This window comes from Acidovorax delafieldii 2AN (assembly GCF_000175235.1).
GTDB lineage: Bacteria > Pseudomonadota > Gammaproteobacteria > Burkholderiales > Burkholderiaceae_C > Acidovorax > Acidovorax delafieldii_B.
Genome location: NZ_ACQT01000072.1, coordinates 1 through 16,304, shown reverse-complemented (window position 1 = coordinate 16,304; position 16,304 = coordinate 1). Strand labels below are relative to the sequence as shown.

Below are 16,304 nucleotides of genomic sequence, written 5' to 3'. Positions count from 1 at the left end.
CCGCGGCGCTCGGAACGCAGGGACGCTGCGATCAGCGCGAGCCCAAGGCCGACCACTATGAGATTCTCACTGGGCAGGCGTGGCCGCGTCCGGTCGATGGCCTGCCATTGTCGAAGGGTGTTGATCAAGTCCATGTCGAACTCTAGCGCAGCTTTCGCATGCGGTGGGCGCTGCGGGCATCGCCGGATGCATCAACGTGTAGCCAGCACCGCGCGCGCCACCTCTGCAAAGCCCGCGCCGCGCTCGCCCTGCGTCACGTAGCGCGGCAGGTGCGTGAGCTGCGGCACGAACCGCGCAATATTGGCTACGCCCACGCTGTGCGGGAAGTGCTGGAACATGAGCTGGTCGTTGGTGGAATCGCCCACGTACACCCATTGGTCGATCTCGGCATCAAGGTCGCGCCCCAACAGCTCACGCACGATCCAGCGGGCGCCTTCCAGTTTGTTGTGCGCCCCAAACCAGCCGTTGATGTGGATGCTGCTCACCGTGGCGTTCATGCCCGCCGCGCGCATGATGCGCACTGCGTGGTCGATGGCGTCCTGCGGCAGGTGGGTGAACTCGCTGTGGTCGATGGCGATGTCGGTCTCGCGGCCAGGTGAATCGGTGGCCCGGCGGGCACCCGGTACCTCGCGTTCGATCTGCGCCAGCACCTGTTGCATGCTCGCGTAGTTGGCCGCGCGGGTAATGGCGTCCTGCTGGTATGTTTTGACTGGCTGCTGACGCGCGCTCTGCAGGGAAACCATGCCTTCCTGAACAAAGTCACCTGTTGCGCGCCGCAGCGCCACGGCCCCATTTTCCGCAACAATGGAATCCACAGGCCAGGTGATCGCGAAGGGCTCACTCCAACCCACGGGCCGGCCCGTGATGGGAATGACATGCAGTCCTGCCGCCTTCAGGTCCGCCAACGCACCGAGTGCATCGGGGGTGATGGCGCCTTCAGTGGTGAGGGTGTCGTCGATGTCGGTGAGGATGCCTTGGAGCGATACCCGCGCCAGGGCGGGCCATTGGGTCAGCGGCTGCATGAAAAAGAACAAAGGTAGGGCGCAGGGCGCGGGAGGGCGTGGTGACCGCCCTCGGTGGGGCGGCCGCTGTGACGGCGGTCACTTCTTGGCGTAGTCGGTGATGGCCTGGTAGAAGCGGTCGGAGCCATCCTTGGGGTTGTCGGGCCTCAACTCCATGCGATTGACGCCGTGTTCGGCGCCGCCCTTGAACCGGTCCGGTACCACTGAGAAGTAATAGGGACTGATGAAGCGGGCGCCCGCATCGTAGTGGGACTGCATGGCGGCAAGATGCGTTCCGTCACTTTTCCATTGCTGTGGGTTGAATTCGGGCACGCCGTAATCCGTGATTTTGCTGCGTGCCATGAAATCGCGCAGCCATGCGCTGTCGGTGGCGCCACCGTACATGTTCAGGCCCTGTTTCCAGGGGGCGCTACCGTTCAGCGTCTGGCCGGCGGCAAACAATTGCGGGTTCCATGAGGCGTTGACGTTGGGCACGATCTGGTGGGAGTAGAGCTTTTCAGCAGGCAGTCCGGCCTTGAGCGCCCACTGGTGGAAATCGCTCAGAAAAGCGTACACCTGCGATTCGCGGTATTGATTCCAGTCGCGTGCCAGCGGATTGAAATAAACGTCCTGCAAAGGCTTGGGCATGTCGAGCCACGAGCGGACGCCCGGCAGGGCCTTGGCGTTCTTGAGCGACGGCACCTCTACCGTTCTGGCCGATGCCACCCGCCCCTGGTCGCGTGGCACCACCACAAACTCGGCCTCCGCCAGTTTGTAGCGGCTGTCGCTGGACGTGGCGACGACTTGGGCAAGGTGCCGTCCAGGGCGCAGGCCGCTGAAGTCGAGGTCAAAGCGAAATCCGGTGTTAGGGCTGGTGACGGAGGCTTCTGCGCGATACACGTCCAGCCGGTTCAGGCCGCGGGGGACAGGGCCGATATGCCTGCCATCCACATACAGGTCCAGTTGTTGAATGGCCTTGTTGGGATCCCACAGCCATCCCGCGATTGGTAGCGTGCCGTCGGCGAAAGCGTCGTAGTGCTCGCCAAAAGACGTGAGTTTTTCCTTGCGGATGTTTTTGGACGGTGCCGGTACTGCGTCAAATGAAGCGTAGGACAGGCCCGTTTGCGCGTTGAACTGCTCGATGCTCCGGTACCGGGTGCGCAGCCACTGACGAAAGCCCGTCACCGAGGCGGGGCTGTAGTCCGTGACCTGAATGTCCTGGTATGCGCCCATGCCGCTCTCGAAGTCCGGGAACATGTGGTGGAGTTCGCCCGCGAGCGTATAGGCAACGATGCGGCCTTGCACCGCCTTGGGCAGTTTCTTGATGCGCTGCGCCACGTAGGTCAGCGCATCGCGGCGGTACTTGTTGACGGGGATCTCGGCGTCCGTCACCAAGGTGTAGGGCATGATGCGGTAGCCGAAATAGTTCAGCTCCAGCGGCTTGCCGTCGCGCAACTGCATGAGATTGCGTGGATCTCTGCGCAGCTCTCCGGTGATCGGCCCCATGGAGTCGAAATGGTCCGCAGAAAAATAGATGACCACAGGGCGCTGCACCTTGCTGATGACGCCGAGAAACTCCTCCACTCGGGCAGGATCGATGGCCCACCCCTTGGCGGTTGCACGGTACAGCCCCAGCAGCTGTAGCGTGGCGGTGTAGCCCACCTGAACGCTGCCCTGTGGACCGCTAGGCTCCAGTTTGTCAAGCAGCCGCGAAATGGCGGGTGCTCCGTCGAGTTTGCGTTGCCGGCAATAGGCGTAGGCCTCGTCGATGGAGCGCACCTGCGGCTGCGCGACGGCCTCGTCACACAGGAACATGCCCTCGACGGTCGGGGCAATGACGAAGGGCGGGCGCGAACTCTGCGCATTTGCATTGAAGGCCATGGCGGCCAGCAGCGCCAGACTGGCGAATCTCAGTTTGTTGACCAGGAGGAGAGGCATGAGTGACGCGCGGGACAAGGACGTGGGGATGGATTGTGCAGCCTCGGCGGTGCAGGATTGACGCCGGTACGGCGGGGGTCAGCGTGAGCTGGTGGGGACGTCTGCCAGCGAAAGGCTCAACGGCTCGGTCGGCAAGTTGCTCACGTCGTAGTGCAAAAAGGCAATCAGGCACTGTATGCCGATGAACACCGGCAGCGCGGCAAGCATGACGGTACCGCTGGTCGCCGGATGGTTGGTGCTGGCGCTGGTAACCCAATGCCATACGCCGAAGGCCGAGCCAGCCAGCACAAGCAGCGTTCCAAAGATGCTGTAAAGCGTGCCGACGTTGAAATCGCGCACCAGGTAGTTATAGACATACCGTCGCCAAAGTCGCGATGCATGTTTGCGCAAGAATTCGGGAAGAACCTTGCCAACCTGAAGATGGGACTGCTCGTCGGCATATACCGCGTCCATGGGTACGTCCTTGACGACGGCACGCACGGTATTCAAGCGGAACAACATGTCGGTTTCAAAGAAATAGCGCTGCTCCAGTTTGTCCAGCGGCAGTTCCGACAATACGCAGGTGCGCGCGGCGGTATAGCCATTGGTGGGATCCATGATGTTCCAGTAGCCGCAGCTGAGCTTGGTCAGAAACGACAGCACCGCGTTGCCGAACAGACGGACTGGCGGCATGCCTTGCACTGATTCAGGTCGGAAAAACCGATTGCCCTTGGTGTAGTCCGCCTCGCCGCGCAGTAACGGACGCACGAAGTGCGGCAGGAGCACTGGGTTCATCTGACCATCGCCATCGATCTTGACAACGATGTCCATCCCGTCAGCGATGGCTGCCTTGTAGGCAGTCACGATCGCACCGCCCACCCCTCGGTTGTGTGGGTTGTAGAGCACCCGCACCCTTGGGTCACGGTTGTTAGCTTCAATGAAGCGACCACTGCCGTCAGGACAGGCGTCGTCTACGGCATAGATGGTCTGCACCTCAGGCCCAATTGCGTTGATCACACCCAGCACATGCTGGGTAACCTTGTAGCAGGGGATGGCGACAGCGATACGCATGGCGTTTCCTAGTGCGTTGAGGCCAGCGCTACGCCAGCGACGATCAGCACCCCTCCCGCAAGAGTGCGCCATTGCAGAGGCTCCCCCAGAAACAGCCAGGCCAGCGTCGGCACTATGAGAAAGGCCAATCCCATGAATGGGTAGGCGAGGTGCAGGGGCGCGTGGCGCAGAATCCAGATCCAACCCAGCGTGGTGATTCCGTAAAGTGCCAGAGAGGTAATCAACCAACCGTTGAGCAGCCAATCCATGACTTCAGGTTGCACCGGTAGGGCTGCAGCCGCCTTCTTGAACATTAACTGTCCAATGGAAATACCGACTACGCAAAGGAGGGTGGAGAGGCTCAGCGAAAGGCTCATGCTTTGGTTTATGGACGATGAATTCACGGTCGGATGTGGTTGGCTGCGTCCCACGGGTGGCGGCTCTCCAGGAACCGGGTCTGGCGCCATTCCACCAGGGTTCCCACTGGACAGTGCAAGACGGTGCGGAGGCTGCCCGGTTGGCGTGGGCGCAACTCACCATTGGCATGAGTGACCAGACGCTGAATTACTCCATCCGCCAGGACTGGCAGCAGCAGCGGCCGCCTGTAATGAGGCTGCAAAATGGCCCCATCCGCTGTCTGATAGGAAACCTCGGCTTTACGGCAATGTTGTCCCTTCTCGGTACGAAGCGCGACTTCTGTTTCCCACAGGGCGTTGAACAAAGGAATTTGTGCCATTTTTTCGATATCGTCTTGCTCCAGGCGCACTTGCAATACAGAGGGAGATTCCGTGGTGACCCACATTTGACTGCCGTGGGCTTTCATTCCGTTGGTCTTGACTCGATCAAGAGACGTGATGCTCAAGTGCTGCAGGGTTTGCCCCATGTGGCCGGAATCCACCGAGGTGCTTTCACGCTTGCCCACTACGTTGTACAAGGTAATGGCGATGGTCGTCACGCACGTCAACATCATTACGGTAGGCGCGACTGAGGCGCCCTGGCGGGCAACAATTTCGAGGCTCCATTGGCTCTTTTGCAAGGTGGCGGCGAACCGGATGGAGGCGGTCAAATAAGCAACACTGCAAGCAGCCAAGGGGATGAGCCAAGGATCCAGAAGCGCGGAACTGTATCGGCTGTTGTAGAGAATGGGGATCAGCTGGATTACCATGAGCGCAAACAGCATCAACAAAGTCGCTGCAAATGTCAGTCGGGCTGTTTCCATCTTGTTGGGCTGACTGCCCACAGCCTGGTGCGGGGAGAGTGAGACGCCTCGGAACCAGCGATAGACGATGGAGGTCGTGCCAGCCATCAGCACCAGCAGCTCAAACAGGCGCAATTTGCGCAAAGCGCTCCCGAAAACATCAATCTGCGCTGGATGGTGTGCCAACCACCACCAGAGTTTGCGTGAGAAGAAAGCGACTGCTTCGGCGGGTGCCATGGATTGGATTTGCCACAACGCTGCATTCCGGGCGGCTCTGTCGGCTACCAGGCCCAGATGATCGCCGTCCTTGGCTTTAAGCCCAGCAAGGATATTGACGTCGTAGTTGAACCCTAGGAAAGGTGGCTCTGCCCCCTGGAATAATGGGTGGGTACCCAGATACAGCCCCGTTCCTGAGCCCGTTCCGAGACCCCAGAGCCCGAAGACCATGCCGTTCTTCAATACCAGTGCGAGCGGGAGCAGGAGACCAAGTGCCAGACTCCAAGAGATGCACCCGACCGCTTTTCGGTAATCCGTTGCCCCCGTACGTCGCGGGTTGAAGTGCCAATAGGCCAGGCATGCAATGCAAAATGCGAGCCCAGCGGGCGCAAGCAGTTGCAATACCGGACGTGAAAGCAGCGTCACCGTCAACATGACAGCTCCCTGCGCTGCCATGGGAAGGGTCGTCTTGTCGCTGACCCAAATCTGGGCCATCGCGTGCATCCATCCTAACAGGCCGAACAGGAAAATGGGCTCCGTCAATTCTGTCGCGAAGTAGCGCGGCAGTTCAGGATGAAAGGCCCAGAGCAGCATGGCGACGACTCCTGCGCGGTAGCCGCCCAGCAGATCGCAGGTTCGCCACAGAAAATACACGCATCCCATCCAAAGCCCACCGTTGGCCAAGCGAATCCACTCCGGATCTGCCCCCCAGAGCGCTGGCCACAGATACGCCAAAGGAACGACTCGATAGCTTTCTGGGGTCAGGAAATAGGCCCAACCCTGCTCAAGAAAAGCATGCGCAGCTGGCAGGTACACCTGCTGTGCGTCGACGTGGACGGGCTGATCGATCCTCTTTGCCATCTCCCTCCATCCCGTCCAACACGCCATAAGTGGCCACAGCCATTGGAATCCTGCCAATGTTGAGGACCAGTTGTTGCGATGGATGCTGGGTGGGAAGGGCGAATTCATGAAAGTTGACGATGATGTGTTGCGATCGTGAAACTCGTCTGTGACAAAGTGAAAATCCCCGCACTTCGCGGACGAAAGACGCAATTCGAAACGGCAAGCTTTGCAAAGCTGCGCGGGGTCTTTTGCGCGTCAAGAACCAGCGTCGTTATCTCCCCCTCAGCCGGGCACTGCGCTGCGAGCCGACTCTGTTTCGCGAACCATAGGGCTGCTTCTACGCGCTGACCTGCAGCGTCAACCCCGCATGCTCCCGCAGCGGATGGAAGTGGATCTTGGGAAACCGTTCCTGCGCCAAGCGCACGTCATAGGGACTGGTGCACAGGTAGGCCAGGGTGTTGGCCGCATCGTGCGCCATGCGCAGGGGGTATGCGTTCTCGAACTCGCGCAACTCTGCGGGTGTGTCCGCCGTGATCCAGCGCGCGCCGGTGTACTGGCAGCCTTCCAGGCGTACGTCTGCGTCGTATTCGGCTTTGAGACGGTGCTGCACCACTTCGAACTGCAACTGGCCCACGGCGCCGAGCAGCATGTTGCCGCCGGCATCGGGCTTGAAGACCTGGATGGCGCCTTCCTCGCCCAGCTGGGCCAGGCCCTGCTGGAGCTGCTTGGTGCGCAGCGGGTTCTTGAGCACCACGGTCATGAACATCTCGGGCGCGAAGAAGGGCAGGCCGGTGAACTGCAGGTTGGCACCGTCGGTGATGGTGTCGCCCAGCTGCACGCCGCCGTGGGTGGTGAAGCCGATGATGTCGCCCGCATAGGCTTCTTCGACGGCCTCGCGGCGTTGGGACATGAACGTGACAACCGAGGTGGGGCGCAGCTCTTTGGACGTGCGCTGCACCTTGAGCTTCATGCCCGGCGTGTACTTGCCGCTGGCCACGCGCACGAAGGCGATGCGGTCGCGGTGGTTGGCGTCCATGTTGGCCTGGACCTTGAACACCACGCCTGAAAAACCTTCGTCTTCGGGCTGGATGGTCTTGACCACGGGATGCTTGTTCACTTCGAGCGTGCTTACGCGCGGGCCGGGCGGCGGGGCCATGTCCACGAGGGCATCCAGCACTTCCATCACCCCGAAATTGTTCACGCCCGAGCCGAAGAACACCGGGGTCAGTTTTCCAGCCAGGAAGGCCTCGTGGTCCCAGGCAGGAGAAGCGCCAGTGGCCAGCTCCATGCTGTCCATCGCAGCGTCGAATTCGGCGCCGAAGCGGGCGCGCAGCGTGTGCACGTCGGTGAGCGGAATGCTCTCGAAATCCTGCGGGCGTCGTTCGCTGCCCGACTCGAACACCGTCATGGTTTGCGTGCGCAGGTTGATGATCCCGCCGAAACTCTTGCCCTGGCCCACCGGCCAGGTCATGGGGCAGCAGGGCATGCCCAGTTCGCGTTCCACCTCGTCCATGATGTCCAGCGGGTCGCGCACCTCGCGGTCCATCTTGTTCACGAAGGTGATGATGGGTGTGTCGCGCTGGCGGCAGACCTCGATCAGGCGGCGCGTCTGCGCTTCCACGCCGTTGGCCGCATCGATCACCATGAGGGCCGAATCGACGGCGGTGAGCACGCGGTAGGTGTCTTCCGAAAAGTCCTTGTGGCCGGGCGTGTCGAGCAGGTTGATCACGTGGTCGCGGTACAGCATCTGCATGACCGAGCTGGCCACCGAGATACCGCGCTGCTTTTCGATTTCCATCCAGTCGGACGTGGCGTGGCGGCTGGCCTTGCGGCCTTTCACGGCGCCGGCGATCTGGATGGCGCCCGAGAACAGCAGCAGCTTTTCCGTCAGCGTCGTCTTACCCGCATCGGGGTGGGAAATGATGGCAAAAGTGCGGCGGCGCCGGGTTTCGGGGGCGTAAGACACAGGGGGATTCCAAGAGAGGGTGGGGCAACACGCTGCGGCAAGGTGGTGCGGCAGTCGGCGCGGCAGGCGCATGTGCGCCCGGATCGCGGGATTCTAGCGGCGCCGGCATTCTGCTCCCGGCCATCGGTGGCTCCTGCCATGGCGCGTTGAGCAGGCATCCGCCAAGCGGGGCGCACCGCGAGCAGCGTGCGAGCCGCTGCCCGGAGCCGCCCTAGGACAGCGGCTGCGTGTGGCGCGCGTACATCTTCTGCATGCCGCCGAGCCAGCGCTCGTAATCCTGGCCCTTGTTGCGGAAATATTGCGCCACTTCGGGGTGGGGCAGCACCAAAAAGCGCCCGTCCTGCATCGCTTGCAGCACATCGTCCGCGACCTGCTCCGGCGGCAGGATGCCATCGTGCCCGGCCGAGCTGCCGTCGCCGGTGACCATGGCCGTCTGCACCGCCTGCGGGCACAGGCAGGCCACCTGCACGCCGCGCCGGCCGTAGGCGATGCGCAGCCATTCGGCGAAGGCCACGGCCGCGTGCTTGGTCACGGCATAGGGGGCGGACTCGACGATGGTCAGCAGCCCGGCCGCCGAGGCCGTGACCAGGAAGAAGCCCTCGCCGCGCTCCACCATCTCGGGCACCACGGCGCGCGCCGCCCACACATGGGCCATGCCGTGGATGTGCCACATGGCTTCCCACAGCGGGTCGTCCAGTTCCAGCCCGCCCTTGCGGCCCAGGATGCCGGCATTGGAAAGGTAAGCGTCCACGCGGCCATAGCGTTCGCGCGTGGTGGCCACCAGGGCCTGGATGTCGGCCTCCTTCGAGACGTCGCAGCGCACGGCCAGGCCGCCGATTTCCTGGGCCACGGCCTGCGCCTGCTCCAGATGCAGATCGGCCACTACGACGGCGCGCGCGCCCTCGGCGGCATAACGGCGGGCCAGGCTGCGGCCGATGCCGCTGGCGCCCCCGGTCACGATGACCACTTTGTCTTTTGCTTCCATCAGATGCTCCTGTTGCGGGAGGCGCCAGTGTGGGGCGGTGTGCGGGTGTGGTCAGCCGCGCAGGAGACATTGGGCGCGGTTTCCTTATAATCGCGGGTTCCGAGGAGCGTTGCAGCGCCCCCAGCATTGGCGGGGCGTGAGGCTCGGAGTCATAAGCAACGACGCTCATCCACTTTCCGTGTGGTGAGCTTTCCCCCTTTCCCCCGGCGAGTGGTTTTTTCAAACATGCTTTGGAGCAAACCATGAACGCACGCGTCAACGCACCTACCCTGGCCGACAGCGCCATTGCCGACATCGGCCTGGCCGACTGGGGCCGCAAGGAAATTCGCATCGCCGAGACCGAGATGCCCGGCCTGATGGCCATCCGCGAGGAATTCGCAGCCAAGCAGCCCCTGAAGGGCGCGCGCATCACCGGCTCGCTGCACATGACCATCCAGACGGCCGTGCTGATCGAGACGCTCAAGGCCCTGGGCGCCGACGTGCGCTGGGCTTCGTGCAACATCTTTTCCACGCAGGACCACGCCGCCGCCGCGATTGCCGCCACCGGCACGCCGGTGTTCGCCATCAAGGGCGAGACGCTGGTGGACTACTGGGACTACACCCACCGCATTTTCGACTTCGGCCCCAAGGGCAGCGAAGGCGAAGGCCCCAACATGATCCTGGATGACGGCGGCGATGCCACGCTGCTGATGCACCTGGGCAAGCGCGCCGAAAAGGACGCCTCGGTGCTGGCTAACCCGGGCAGCGAGGAAGAGCGCATCCTGTACGCTGCCATCAAGGCCAAGCTGGCCGAAGACGACAGCTGGTACAGCCGCAAGAGCGCCCAGATACTCGGTGTGACCGAAGAGACGACGACCGGCGTGCACCGCCTCAAGGAAATGTCGGCCAAGGGCACGTTGCTGTTCCGCGCCATCAACGTGAACGACTCGGTCACCAAGTCCAAGTTCGACAACCTGTACGGCTGCCGCGAATCGCTGGTGGACGGCATCAAGCGCGCCACCGATGTGATGATCGCCGGCAAAGTGGCCGTGGTGGCGGGCTATGGCGATGTGGGCAAGGGCTCGGCCCAGGCGCTGCGCGCCCTGAGCGCCCAGGTGTGGGTGACCGAGATCGACCCCATCAACGCCCTGCAGGCCGCCATGGAAGGCTTCAAGGTCGTGACCATGGAATGGGCCGCCGACAAGGCTGACATCTTCGTCACCACCACCGGCAACCGCGACGTCATCACCTTCGAGCACATGAAGGCGATGAAGGACCAGACTATCGTCTGCAACATCGGCCACTTCGACAACGAGATCCAGGTTGCCAAGCTCGAAGAGCATTGCCAGTGGGAAGAGATCAAGCCCCAGGTGGATCATGTGATCTTCCCGGACGGCAAGCGCATCATCCTGCTGGCCAAGGGCCGCCTGGTGAACCTGGGCTGCGGCACGGGCCACCCGAGCTTCGTGATGTCCAACTCCTTCGCCAACCAGACCATCGCGCAGATCGAGCTGTTCACCCACCCCGAGGGCTACGACGTGGGCAAGGTCTACGTGCTGCCCAAGCACCTCGACGAGAAGGTGGCGCGCCTGCATCTGAAGAAGGTCGGCGCCATGCTGACCGAACTCAGCGACGAGCAAGCCGCCTACATCGGCGTGCCCAAGCACGGCCCCTACAAGCCCGATACCTACCGGTATTGATTTCTCCGGGGGCGCGGTGCGCCGCGCTGGCGCGTGCCAGCGCGGCTGCACGCCGGCCTGTCCAGGCCCTGCGCCTGCAGGTCTGGAGCCTTGGGCCTCGCCCCGCCGTGGACGCCGCTCGGCAGCCCGCCAAAACCGGGTCCGCGGTGGCGGGTTGCATGCTTATGATTGCTATTTTTATGATAGCTGTTTGTGCTTGATATGTAAGCGCTGGCGGGTGATTTAATATTGAAGGACGGGCGCGATGCGTGCAGATGTGTTTTTGGTGGAGCATGGGCATGCGGCCACGCGTTCGCAGGCCCAGCGGCTGATCGCCGCCGGGGTGGAGTGGCGCCTGTCGCCGCTGGCGCCGTGGCAGAAGGTCGCCAAGAACGGCGACGAGATCCCGTCCGTGGCCGAGGTGCGCCTGCTCGACGAGGCAGAAGCCAAGTTCATCTCGCGCGGCGGGCTCAAGCTCGAAGGCGCGTTGCGGACTACCGGCCTTGCGGTGGCGGGGCTGCGCTGTCTCGACGTGGGGCAGAGCACGGGCGGTTTTACCGACTGCCTGCTGCAGCAGGGCGCCGCGCAGGTGATCGGCGTGGACGTGGGCCATGACCAGTTGCACGAACGCCTGCGCAGCGATCCCCGGGTGGTTTGTGTGGAGGGTGTGAATGCCCGTTCGCTCACGGCCGATGCATTGGTGCAGGCCTGCGAGATGGCCCTGTCCGAAGTCATCGAGCCCGAAGAAGACAACGAGACCCAGCCCGAGGCTCCCTACAGCTGGATGCGCAACGGCGGCCTGGTGGACGAAGCGTACGACGACAGCGACGACGCCAAGGACCAGGACATCGAGGCCTTCAAGTCCGAACGCGCGCAGCGCGCCCAGGGCACGCTGCCCGTGGAGCGCCGCCGCCGGCCCGAGTGCGCCGATGTGGACATCACACCCAGCTTTGCGCTGGTAACGGGCGACCTGTCGTTCATCTCGCTCACTCTGGTGCTGCCTGCGCTGATGCCGTTGCTGGCGCCCCAGGGCGACCTGCTCATGCTGGTCAAGCCCCAGTTCGAGCTGCAACCGGGGCAGGTGGGCAAGGGCGGCATCGTGCGCGACGAGTCCTTGTATGCGGTGGTGGAGCAGCGCATCCGCGATTGCTGCGCCACGCTGGGCCTGGAGGTGTTGGCGTGGATCGATAGTCCCATCCAGGGCGGCGATGGCAACCGAGAATTTTTTGTACACGCAAGGAGAGCCGCATGAATGCAGCCCACGCGCAAGGCACCGGGTTCCCGGTGAGTTTCGAGTTTTTTCCGCCCAAGACGCCTGAAGGGGCCGACAAGCTGCGCGTGGCGCGCCAGCAGTTGTATGCCCTGCACCCCGACTTCTGCTCGGTGACCTACGGCGCAGGGGGCTCCACGCAAGAAGGCACGTTCGGCACGGTGCGTGAGATCCTGTCCGAAGGCGTAGGCGCCGCCTCGCACTTTTCGTGCATCGGAGCCACGCGCCAGTCGGTGCGCGAGCAGCTGGCCACGCTCAAGGCCATGGGCGTCAAGCGCTTGGTGGCATTGCGTGGCGACCTGCCCAGCGGCTATGGCGCAGGCGGCGAGTTCCACTACGCCAGCGATCTGGTGGCCTTCATCCGCGCCGAAACGGGCCGCGACTTCCACATTGAAGTGGCTGCCTACCCCGAGGTGCACCCCCAGGCCAAGTCTCCCGAGGCGGACCTGCAGGCCTACGTGACCAAGGTGCGTGCGGGCGCGGACTCCGCGATCACCCAGTACTTCTACAACAGCGATGCGTATTTCCGCTTCGTCGAAGACGCCCGCCAGCTGGGCGCCGACGTGCCGGTGGTGCCGGGCATCATGCCGATTTCCAGCTCCACGCAGCTGATGCGGTTTTCGGATGCCTGCGGTGCCGAGATTCCGCGCTGGATCCGCCTGCGCCTGCAGGCGTTTGGTGACGACACGGCCAGCATCAAGGCGTTTGGCCTGGATGTGGTGACCGACCTGTGCGACCAGTTGCGCAGTGCGGGCGTGCCCGCGCTGCACTTCTACACCATGAACCAAAGCGCCGCGACGCTGGAGATCTGTCGCCGGCTGGGGATCTGATGGCGGGGGGCACACAGCCTCCCGGGGCCCATTGCGGCGTTGCCCTGTGGCTGCTGCTGCGATGGGCGCTAGGCCTGTGGCTGCTGGGCAGCGCCTGCACGGCTGCGCAGGCCCAGGGGCTGCAAGCAGAGCCGGACGCGCTGGCCCCTAACCTCTTGTCCGTGCCGGGTGAGGCGATGCTGATCGATCCCCCCGCTAAACCCGAACCCACCGCCGCCGACGGGTCGCCGCTCGGCCTGCCAGCCGACGAGGTGGGGCTGGCCTCATGGTATGGGGCGCAGTTCCACCGGCGGCGTACCGCCAGCGGAGAGCTGTTTGACATGCGAGCGCTCACGGCCGCGCACCCCACGCTGCCCTTTGGTTCACGCGTGTGCGTACGCAGCCAGGCCACAGGGCGCACGGTGATCGTGCGCATCAACGACCGCGGCCCCCACGCCCCCAACCGGGTGATCGACCTGAGCCGGGGCGCCGCGGAGGCACTGGGCATGGTCGGCCTGGGTCTCAAGCCGGTGGAGTTGTTTGCCCTTCAGGAGGACGACAAGGACTGCCCGGCGCCGTGAAACGAAAGACCCCCTGAGTCACCTTTGGTGTCTCGGTGCTGCCACCATGGGTGGGCAGCTCTTCGTGCACGTCCAGGCCTGCCCGGGCAGGCCTGGAGCCGTGGCTCCCAGCCTCTCCAGGGGGGCGACGCCCATGCGGCGGAGCGGCCCTTGTCTGGCGTCTCTGGCTCAGGCTGCGGGTGTGCGCAGTGCGTGACGCTGGAAACCGCTGACGGAGCACGCCTCGCTCACCTCGCAGCGACGGGGTCGTCAGCCGCCCGATTCGAGCGTGTGGGTGGCGTGTTTGTCCTGCGCCAGCAGCTCGGCCATCTGGGGTAGGGCGTCTTTGAGCGCGGCCTTCAGGGTGTAGGGCGGGTTGATCAGGAACATGCCGCTCGCCGGCAGGCCGGGGCGCTTGGTGTCGCCAGCGGCGTTCTCGGTGATCTTGCTGGACTTTACGGTGAGCGTGGCGTGCAGCCAGCTCTTGCCCGCCTTGGTAGCCAGGGTTTTCAGGCGGCGGGGCAGGTCGTGCGCCTCGGGGCGCGGAATGATGGGGTACCAGACGGCATAGGTGCCGGTGGCAAAGCGCTTGAGCGAGTCGGCGGCCATGTCCAGCACCTTGCCGTAGTCGCTCTTCATTTCATAGCTGGGATCGCACAGCACCAAAGCGCGGCGGGCCGGTGGGGGCAGAAATTTGCGAATCCCCTCGAACCCGTCCTCGTGCAGCACGGCGACCTGTCGGCCCGCCTCGAGCTGCGCTACGTTGCCGGCCAGCGCGCGCAGGTCGGTGGGGTGCAGCTCAAACAGCTTGAGCTTGTCGTGGCTGCGCAGCAGCCGCTGGATGATGAAGGGGGAGCCGGGGTAGACCCGGGTGGTCGCACCCTGGTTGAATGCCTTCACCAGGTCCACATAGGCCTGCAGCGCGGGAACCAGGGGCCCCACCCCTGGCGCAATGAGGCGGAAGATGCCGTCGGCGGCTTCGCCGCTGGTGCTGGCGTAGTCGCCATCGAGCCGGTACAGGCCCGCGCCCGCGTGGGTGTCGAGCACGGTGAGCGCCGCGTCTTTTTCGGTGAGGTGTTGCAGGGCAGCAATCAGGACGGTGTGCTTGAGCACATCGGCGTGGTTGCCCGCATGAAAGGCGTGGCGATAACTGAACATGGCGCAATGGTAACGACTTGCCCGTTAACCGCTGGGGCGGCGGGTTTGCCGCGTGCGGCGCAGCGCGCCATAGCCGTCGGCATCAGTTGCTATTAAAAAACGAGCTGTTGGCGGCCGTAGTTCGTGCGCTGGCGGCAGTTTTGGCATCCATCGGCCCACCGGTGCAGGTGGCCGCAGGGCATTGCACGGTGCCGGCCGGACGGCGCTGTCGGTTGCCTGCCGGGCGGGTGCGAACGGGGCGGCACAATCGGGGGGCGCGGCGCTGTGATGTTTTTCGCAGACAGGATGCCTTTTGTTTCCGCGAGCGGTTGTCCATGCTTCATGATGGCAACCGCGCCGGGGCGGCGCGTTTGCCCAATGCCTTGCTGTCCCGCGCGAGCCTGCCTTATCCGAGCCATGATGACCGAAAGCACCAGCCCCCCTTCTGCCAGCCGCGTGAACCATGTGGATGCGCTGCCACCGGGCACGCGCCTGGCCGAGTTCGAGATACAGGAACTGCTGGGCGTGGGCGGCTTTGGCATGGTCTACAAGGCGTTCGACCATTCGCTGCTCCGCCCCGTGGCCATCAAGGAATTCATGCCCTCGGCGCTGGCGGGCCGCTCGCAAGGGCAGTCGCTGTGGGTGCGTTCGTCGTCCGACCAGCAGGCCTTCCAGGCCGGGCTGGCCTCTTTCATGGGCGAGGCACGCCTGCTGGCGCAGTTTGACCATCCCTCGCTGGTCAAGGTCTTCCGCTTCTGGGAGGCCAACAACACGGCCTACATGGTCATGCCGCTCTATACGGGCATGACCTTCAAGCAGGCACGTGCCCTGATGCGCACGCCTCCGCCCGAGGCCTGGCTGCGCAAAATGCTGTGGTCGGTGCTGGGGGCGCTGCGCGTGCTGCACGAAGGCAACACGCTGCACCGCGATATTTCGCCCGACAACATCTTCCTTCAATACAACGGGCCGCCAGTGCTGTTGGACCTGGGGGCCGCGCGCCACGCCATCAATGAACAGGGCCGCAAGCACACCGCCGTGCTGAAGGTGAACTACGCGCCGATCGAGCAGTATGCCGACGGCGACGAGGAACTGCGCCAAGGGCCGTGGAGCGATCTTTATTCGCTGGCGGCCGTGGTGCATGGCTGCCTGTGCAACGACACGCCGCTGCCCGCCACGCTGCGCTCCATCCGCGACCGCATGGTGTCGTTCTCGCGCGTGGCCAAGACGGTGAAGCGCCAGTTCGGGGTGGACTATTCAGCGTCGTTCGTGGCCGCCATCGCCCAGTCGCTGGCGCTGCGCCCCGAAGACCGGCCCCAGAACATCGACGCATTCCTGCTCACCATGGGCATGACCTCGCCGCCCGAAGGGGTCGAGCACTTCGATTTCCGGCTCGATCTGGGCGGCGTCTGGACCGAGCCCTCCGACCGCCCGGTCCCGGCGCGGGTCATACCCTCCGTGGATGTGACGGCTACTCCCCGGCGCGGTGCGGACCTGGAGGCGCTGACCTACCGCTCCGCCAGGCCCTCCGTCCATGACGGTGGCGCGGTGGTGCAGGAAGCCCCAGACACCGTGGCCGCCGAAGGGCCGGACACAGTGGCCACGGACATGGCCGACACGGTGTTCATCGATGTGGGGGATTCGGTGTTCGAAGCGCCTGCTGCGACAGAGGCCTCCTCCGAGCCGCCGGCGCCCCC

General features: G+C 64.0%; 13 protein-coding genes and 1 riboswitch. Of the genes, 5 read left to right on the top strand and 8 right to left on the bottom strand.

The genetic code is table 11. The features are described from left to right. Positions 1–191: 191 nt before the first annotated feature. The 7 genes from ACDELDRAFT_RS11115 to ACDELDRAFT_RS11085 form a co-directional block, all read right to left on the bottom strand. Positions 192–1,022 (bottom strand): HAD-IIB family hydrolase, encoded by an 831-nt coding sequence (locus tag ACDELDRAFT_RS11115; protein ID WP_005796643.1) that lies wholly within the window; start codon positions 1,020–1,022, stop codon positions 192–194. 78 nt (positions 1,023–1,100) lie between these two features. Next, the gene (locus tag ACDELDRAFT_RS11110; RefSeq protein WP_005796642.1) at positions 1,101–2,939 is read right to left on the bottom strand and encodes a hypothetical protein; all 1,839 of its coding nucleotides are present in this window, start codon (positions 2,937–2,939) and stop codon (positions 1,101–1,103) included. A gap of 78 nt (positions 2,940–3,017) precedes the next feature. Beyond that, positions 3,018–3,989: a glycosyltransferase gene (locus tag ACDELDRAFT_RS11105; protein WP_005796640.1), complete on the bottom strand. Its 972-nt coding sequence runs from the start codon at positions 3,987–3,989 to the stop codon at positions 3,018–3,020. A gap of 8 nt (positions 3,990–3,997) precedes the next feature. Then, entirely contained in the window at positions 3,998–4,345 is a 348-nt protein-coding gene (locus ACDELDRAFT_RS11100) for an EamA family transporter (RefSeq protein WP_040328882.1), read from the bottom strand. Positions 4,346–4,368: 23 nt separating this feature from the next. Next, positions 4,369–6,243: a hypothetical protein gene (locus ACDELDRAFT_RS11095; protein ID WP_157764921.1), complete on the bottom strand. Its 1,875-nt coding sequence runs from the start codon at positions 6,241–6,243 to the stop codon at positions 4,369–4,371. 319 nt (positions 6,244–6,562) lie between these two features. Then, positions 6,563–8,191, bottom strand: coding sequence for a peptide chain release factor 3 (locus ACDELDRAFT_RS11090; RefSeq protein WP_040328878.1), 1,629 nt, complete (start codon positions 8,189–8,191; stop codon positions 6,563–6,565). 211 nt (positions 8,192–8,402) lie between these two features. Continuing rightward, positions 8,403–9,176, bottom strand: a complete 774-nt coding sequence (locus ACDELDRAFT_RS11085; protein WP_005796632.1) for an SDR family oxidoreductase — start codon at positions 9,174–9,176, stop codon at positions 8,403–8,405. A gap of 95 nt (positions 9,177–9,271) precedes the next feature. Next, a riboswitch (S-adenosyl-L-homocysteine riboswitch) is annotated at positions 9,272–9,350 on the top strand. 68 nt (positions 9,351–9,418) lie between these two features. On the opposite strand from ACDELDRAFT_RS11085, the gene ahcY reads away from it, so the two are divergent. The 4 genes from ahcY to ACDELDRAFT_RS11065 all read left to right on the top strand — a co-directional run bounded on the left by ahcY (position 9,419) and on the right by ACDELDRAFT_RS11065 (position 13,494). Then, on the top strand, positions 9,419–10,855 hold the full coding sequence (gene ahcY / locus ACDELDRAFT_RS11080; protein ID WP_005796630.1) for an adenosylhomocysteinase: 1,437 nt from the start codon (positions 9,419–9,421) through the stop codon (positions 10,853–10,855). 244 nt (positions 10,856–11,099) lie between these two features. Beyond that, a complete protein-coding gene (locus ACDELDRAFT_RS11075; protein ID WP_005796628.1) occupies positions 11,100–12,086 on the top strand; it encodes a TlyA family RNA methyltransferase in 987 nt (328 codons plus the stop codon). After that, positions 12,083–12,934: a methylenetetrahydrofolate reductase [NAD(P)H] gene (gene metF / locus ACDELDRAFT_RS11070; protein WP_005796626.1), complete on the top strand. Its 852-nt coding sequence runs from the start codon at positions 12,083–12,085 to the stop codon at positions 12,932–12,934. Before ACDELDRAFT_RS11075 ends, metF begins: the two co-directional genes overlap by 4 nt. After that, a complete protein-coding gene (locus ACDELDRAFT_RS11065) occupies positions 12,934–13,494 on the top strand; it encodes a septal ring lytic transglycosylase RlpA family protein (RefSeq protein ID WP_005796624.1) in 561 nt (186 codons plus the stop codon). Before metF ends, ACDELDRAFT_RS11065 begins: the two co-directional genes overlap by 1 nt. 249 nt (positions 13,495–13,743) lie before the next feature. On the opposite strand, the gene ACDELDRAFT_RS11060 is transcribed toward ACDELDRAFT_RS11065, so the two are convergent. Continuing rightward, entirely contained in the window at positions 13,744–14,631 is an 888-nt protein-coding gene (locus tag ACDELDRAFT_RS11060; protein WP_005796623.1) for a 23S rRNA (adenine(2030)-N(6))-methyltransferase RlmJ, read from the bottom strand. 399 nt (positions 14,632–15,030) lie between these two features. Here ACDELDRAFT_RS11060 and ACDELDRAFT_RS11055 point away from each other — a divergent pair. After that, positions 15,031–16,304: serine/threonine protein kinase (locus tag ACDELDRAFT_RS11055; protein WP_005796622.1), on the top strand; the 1,274-nt coding region annotated here is incomplete at its 3' end.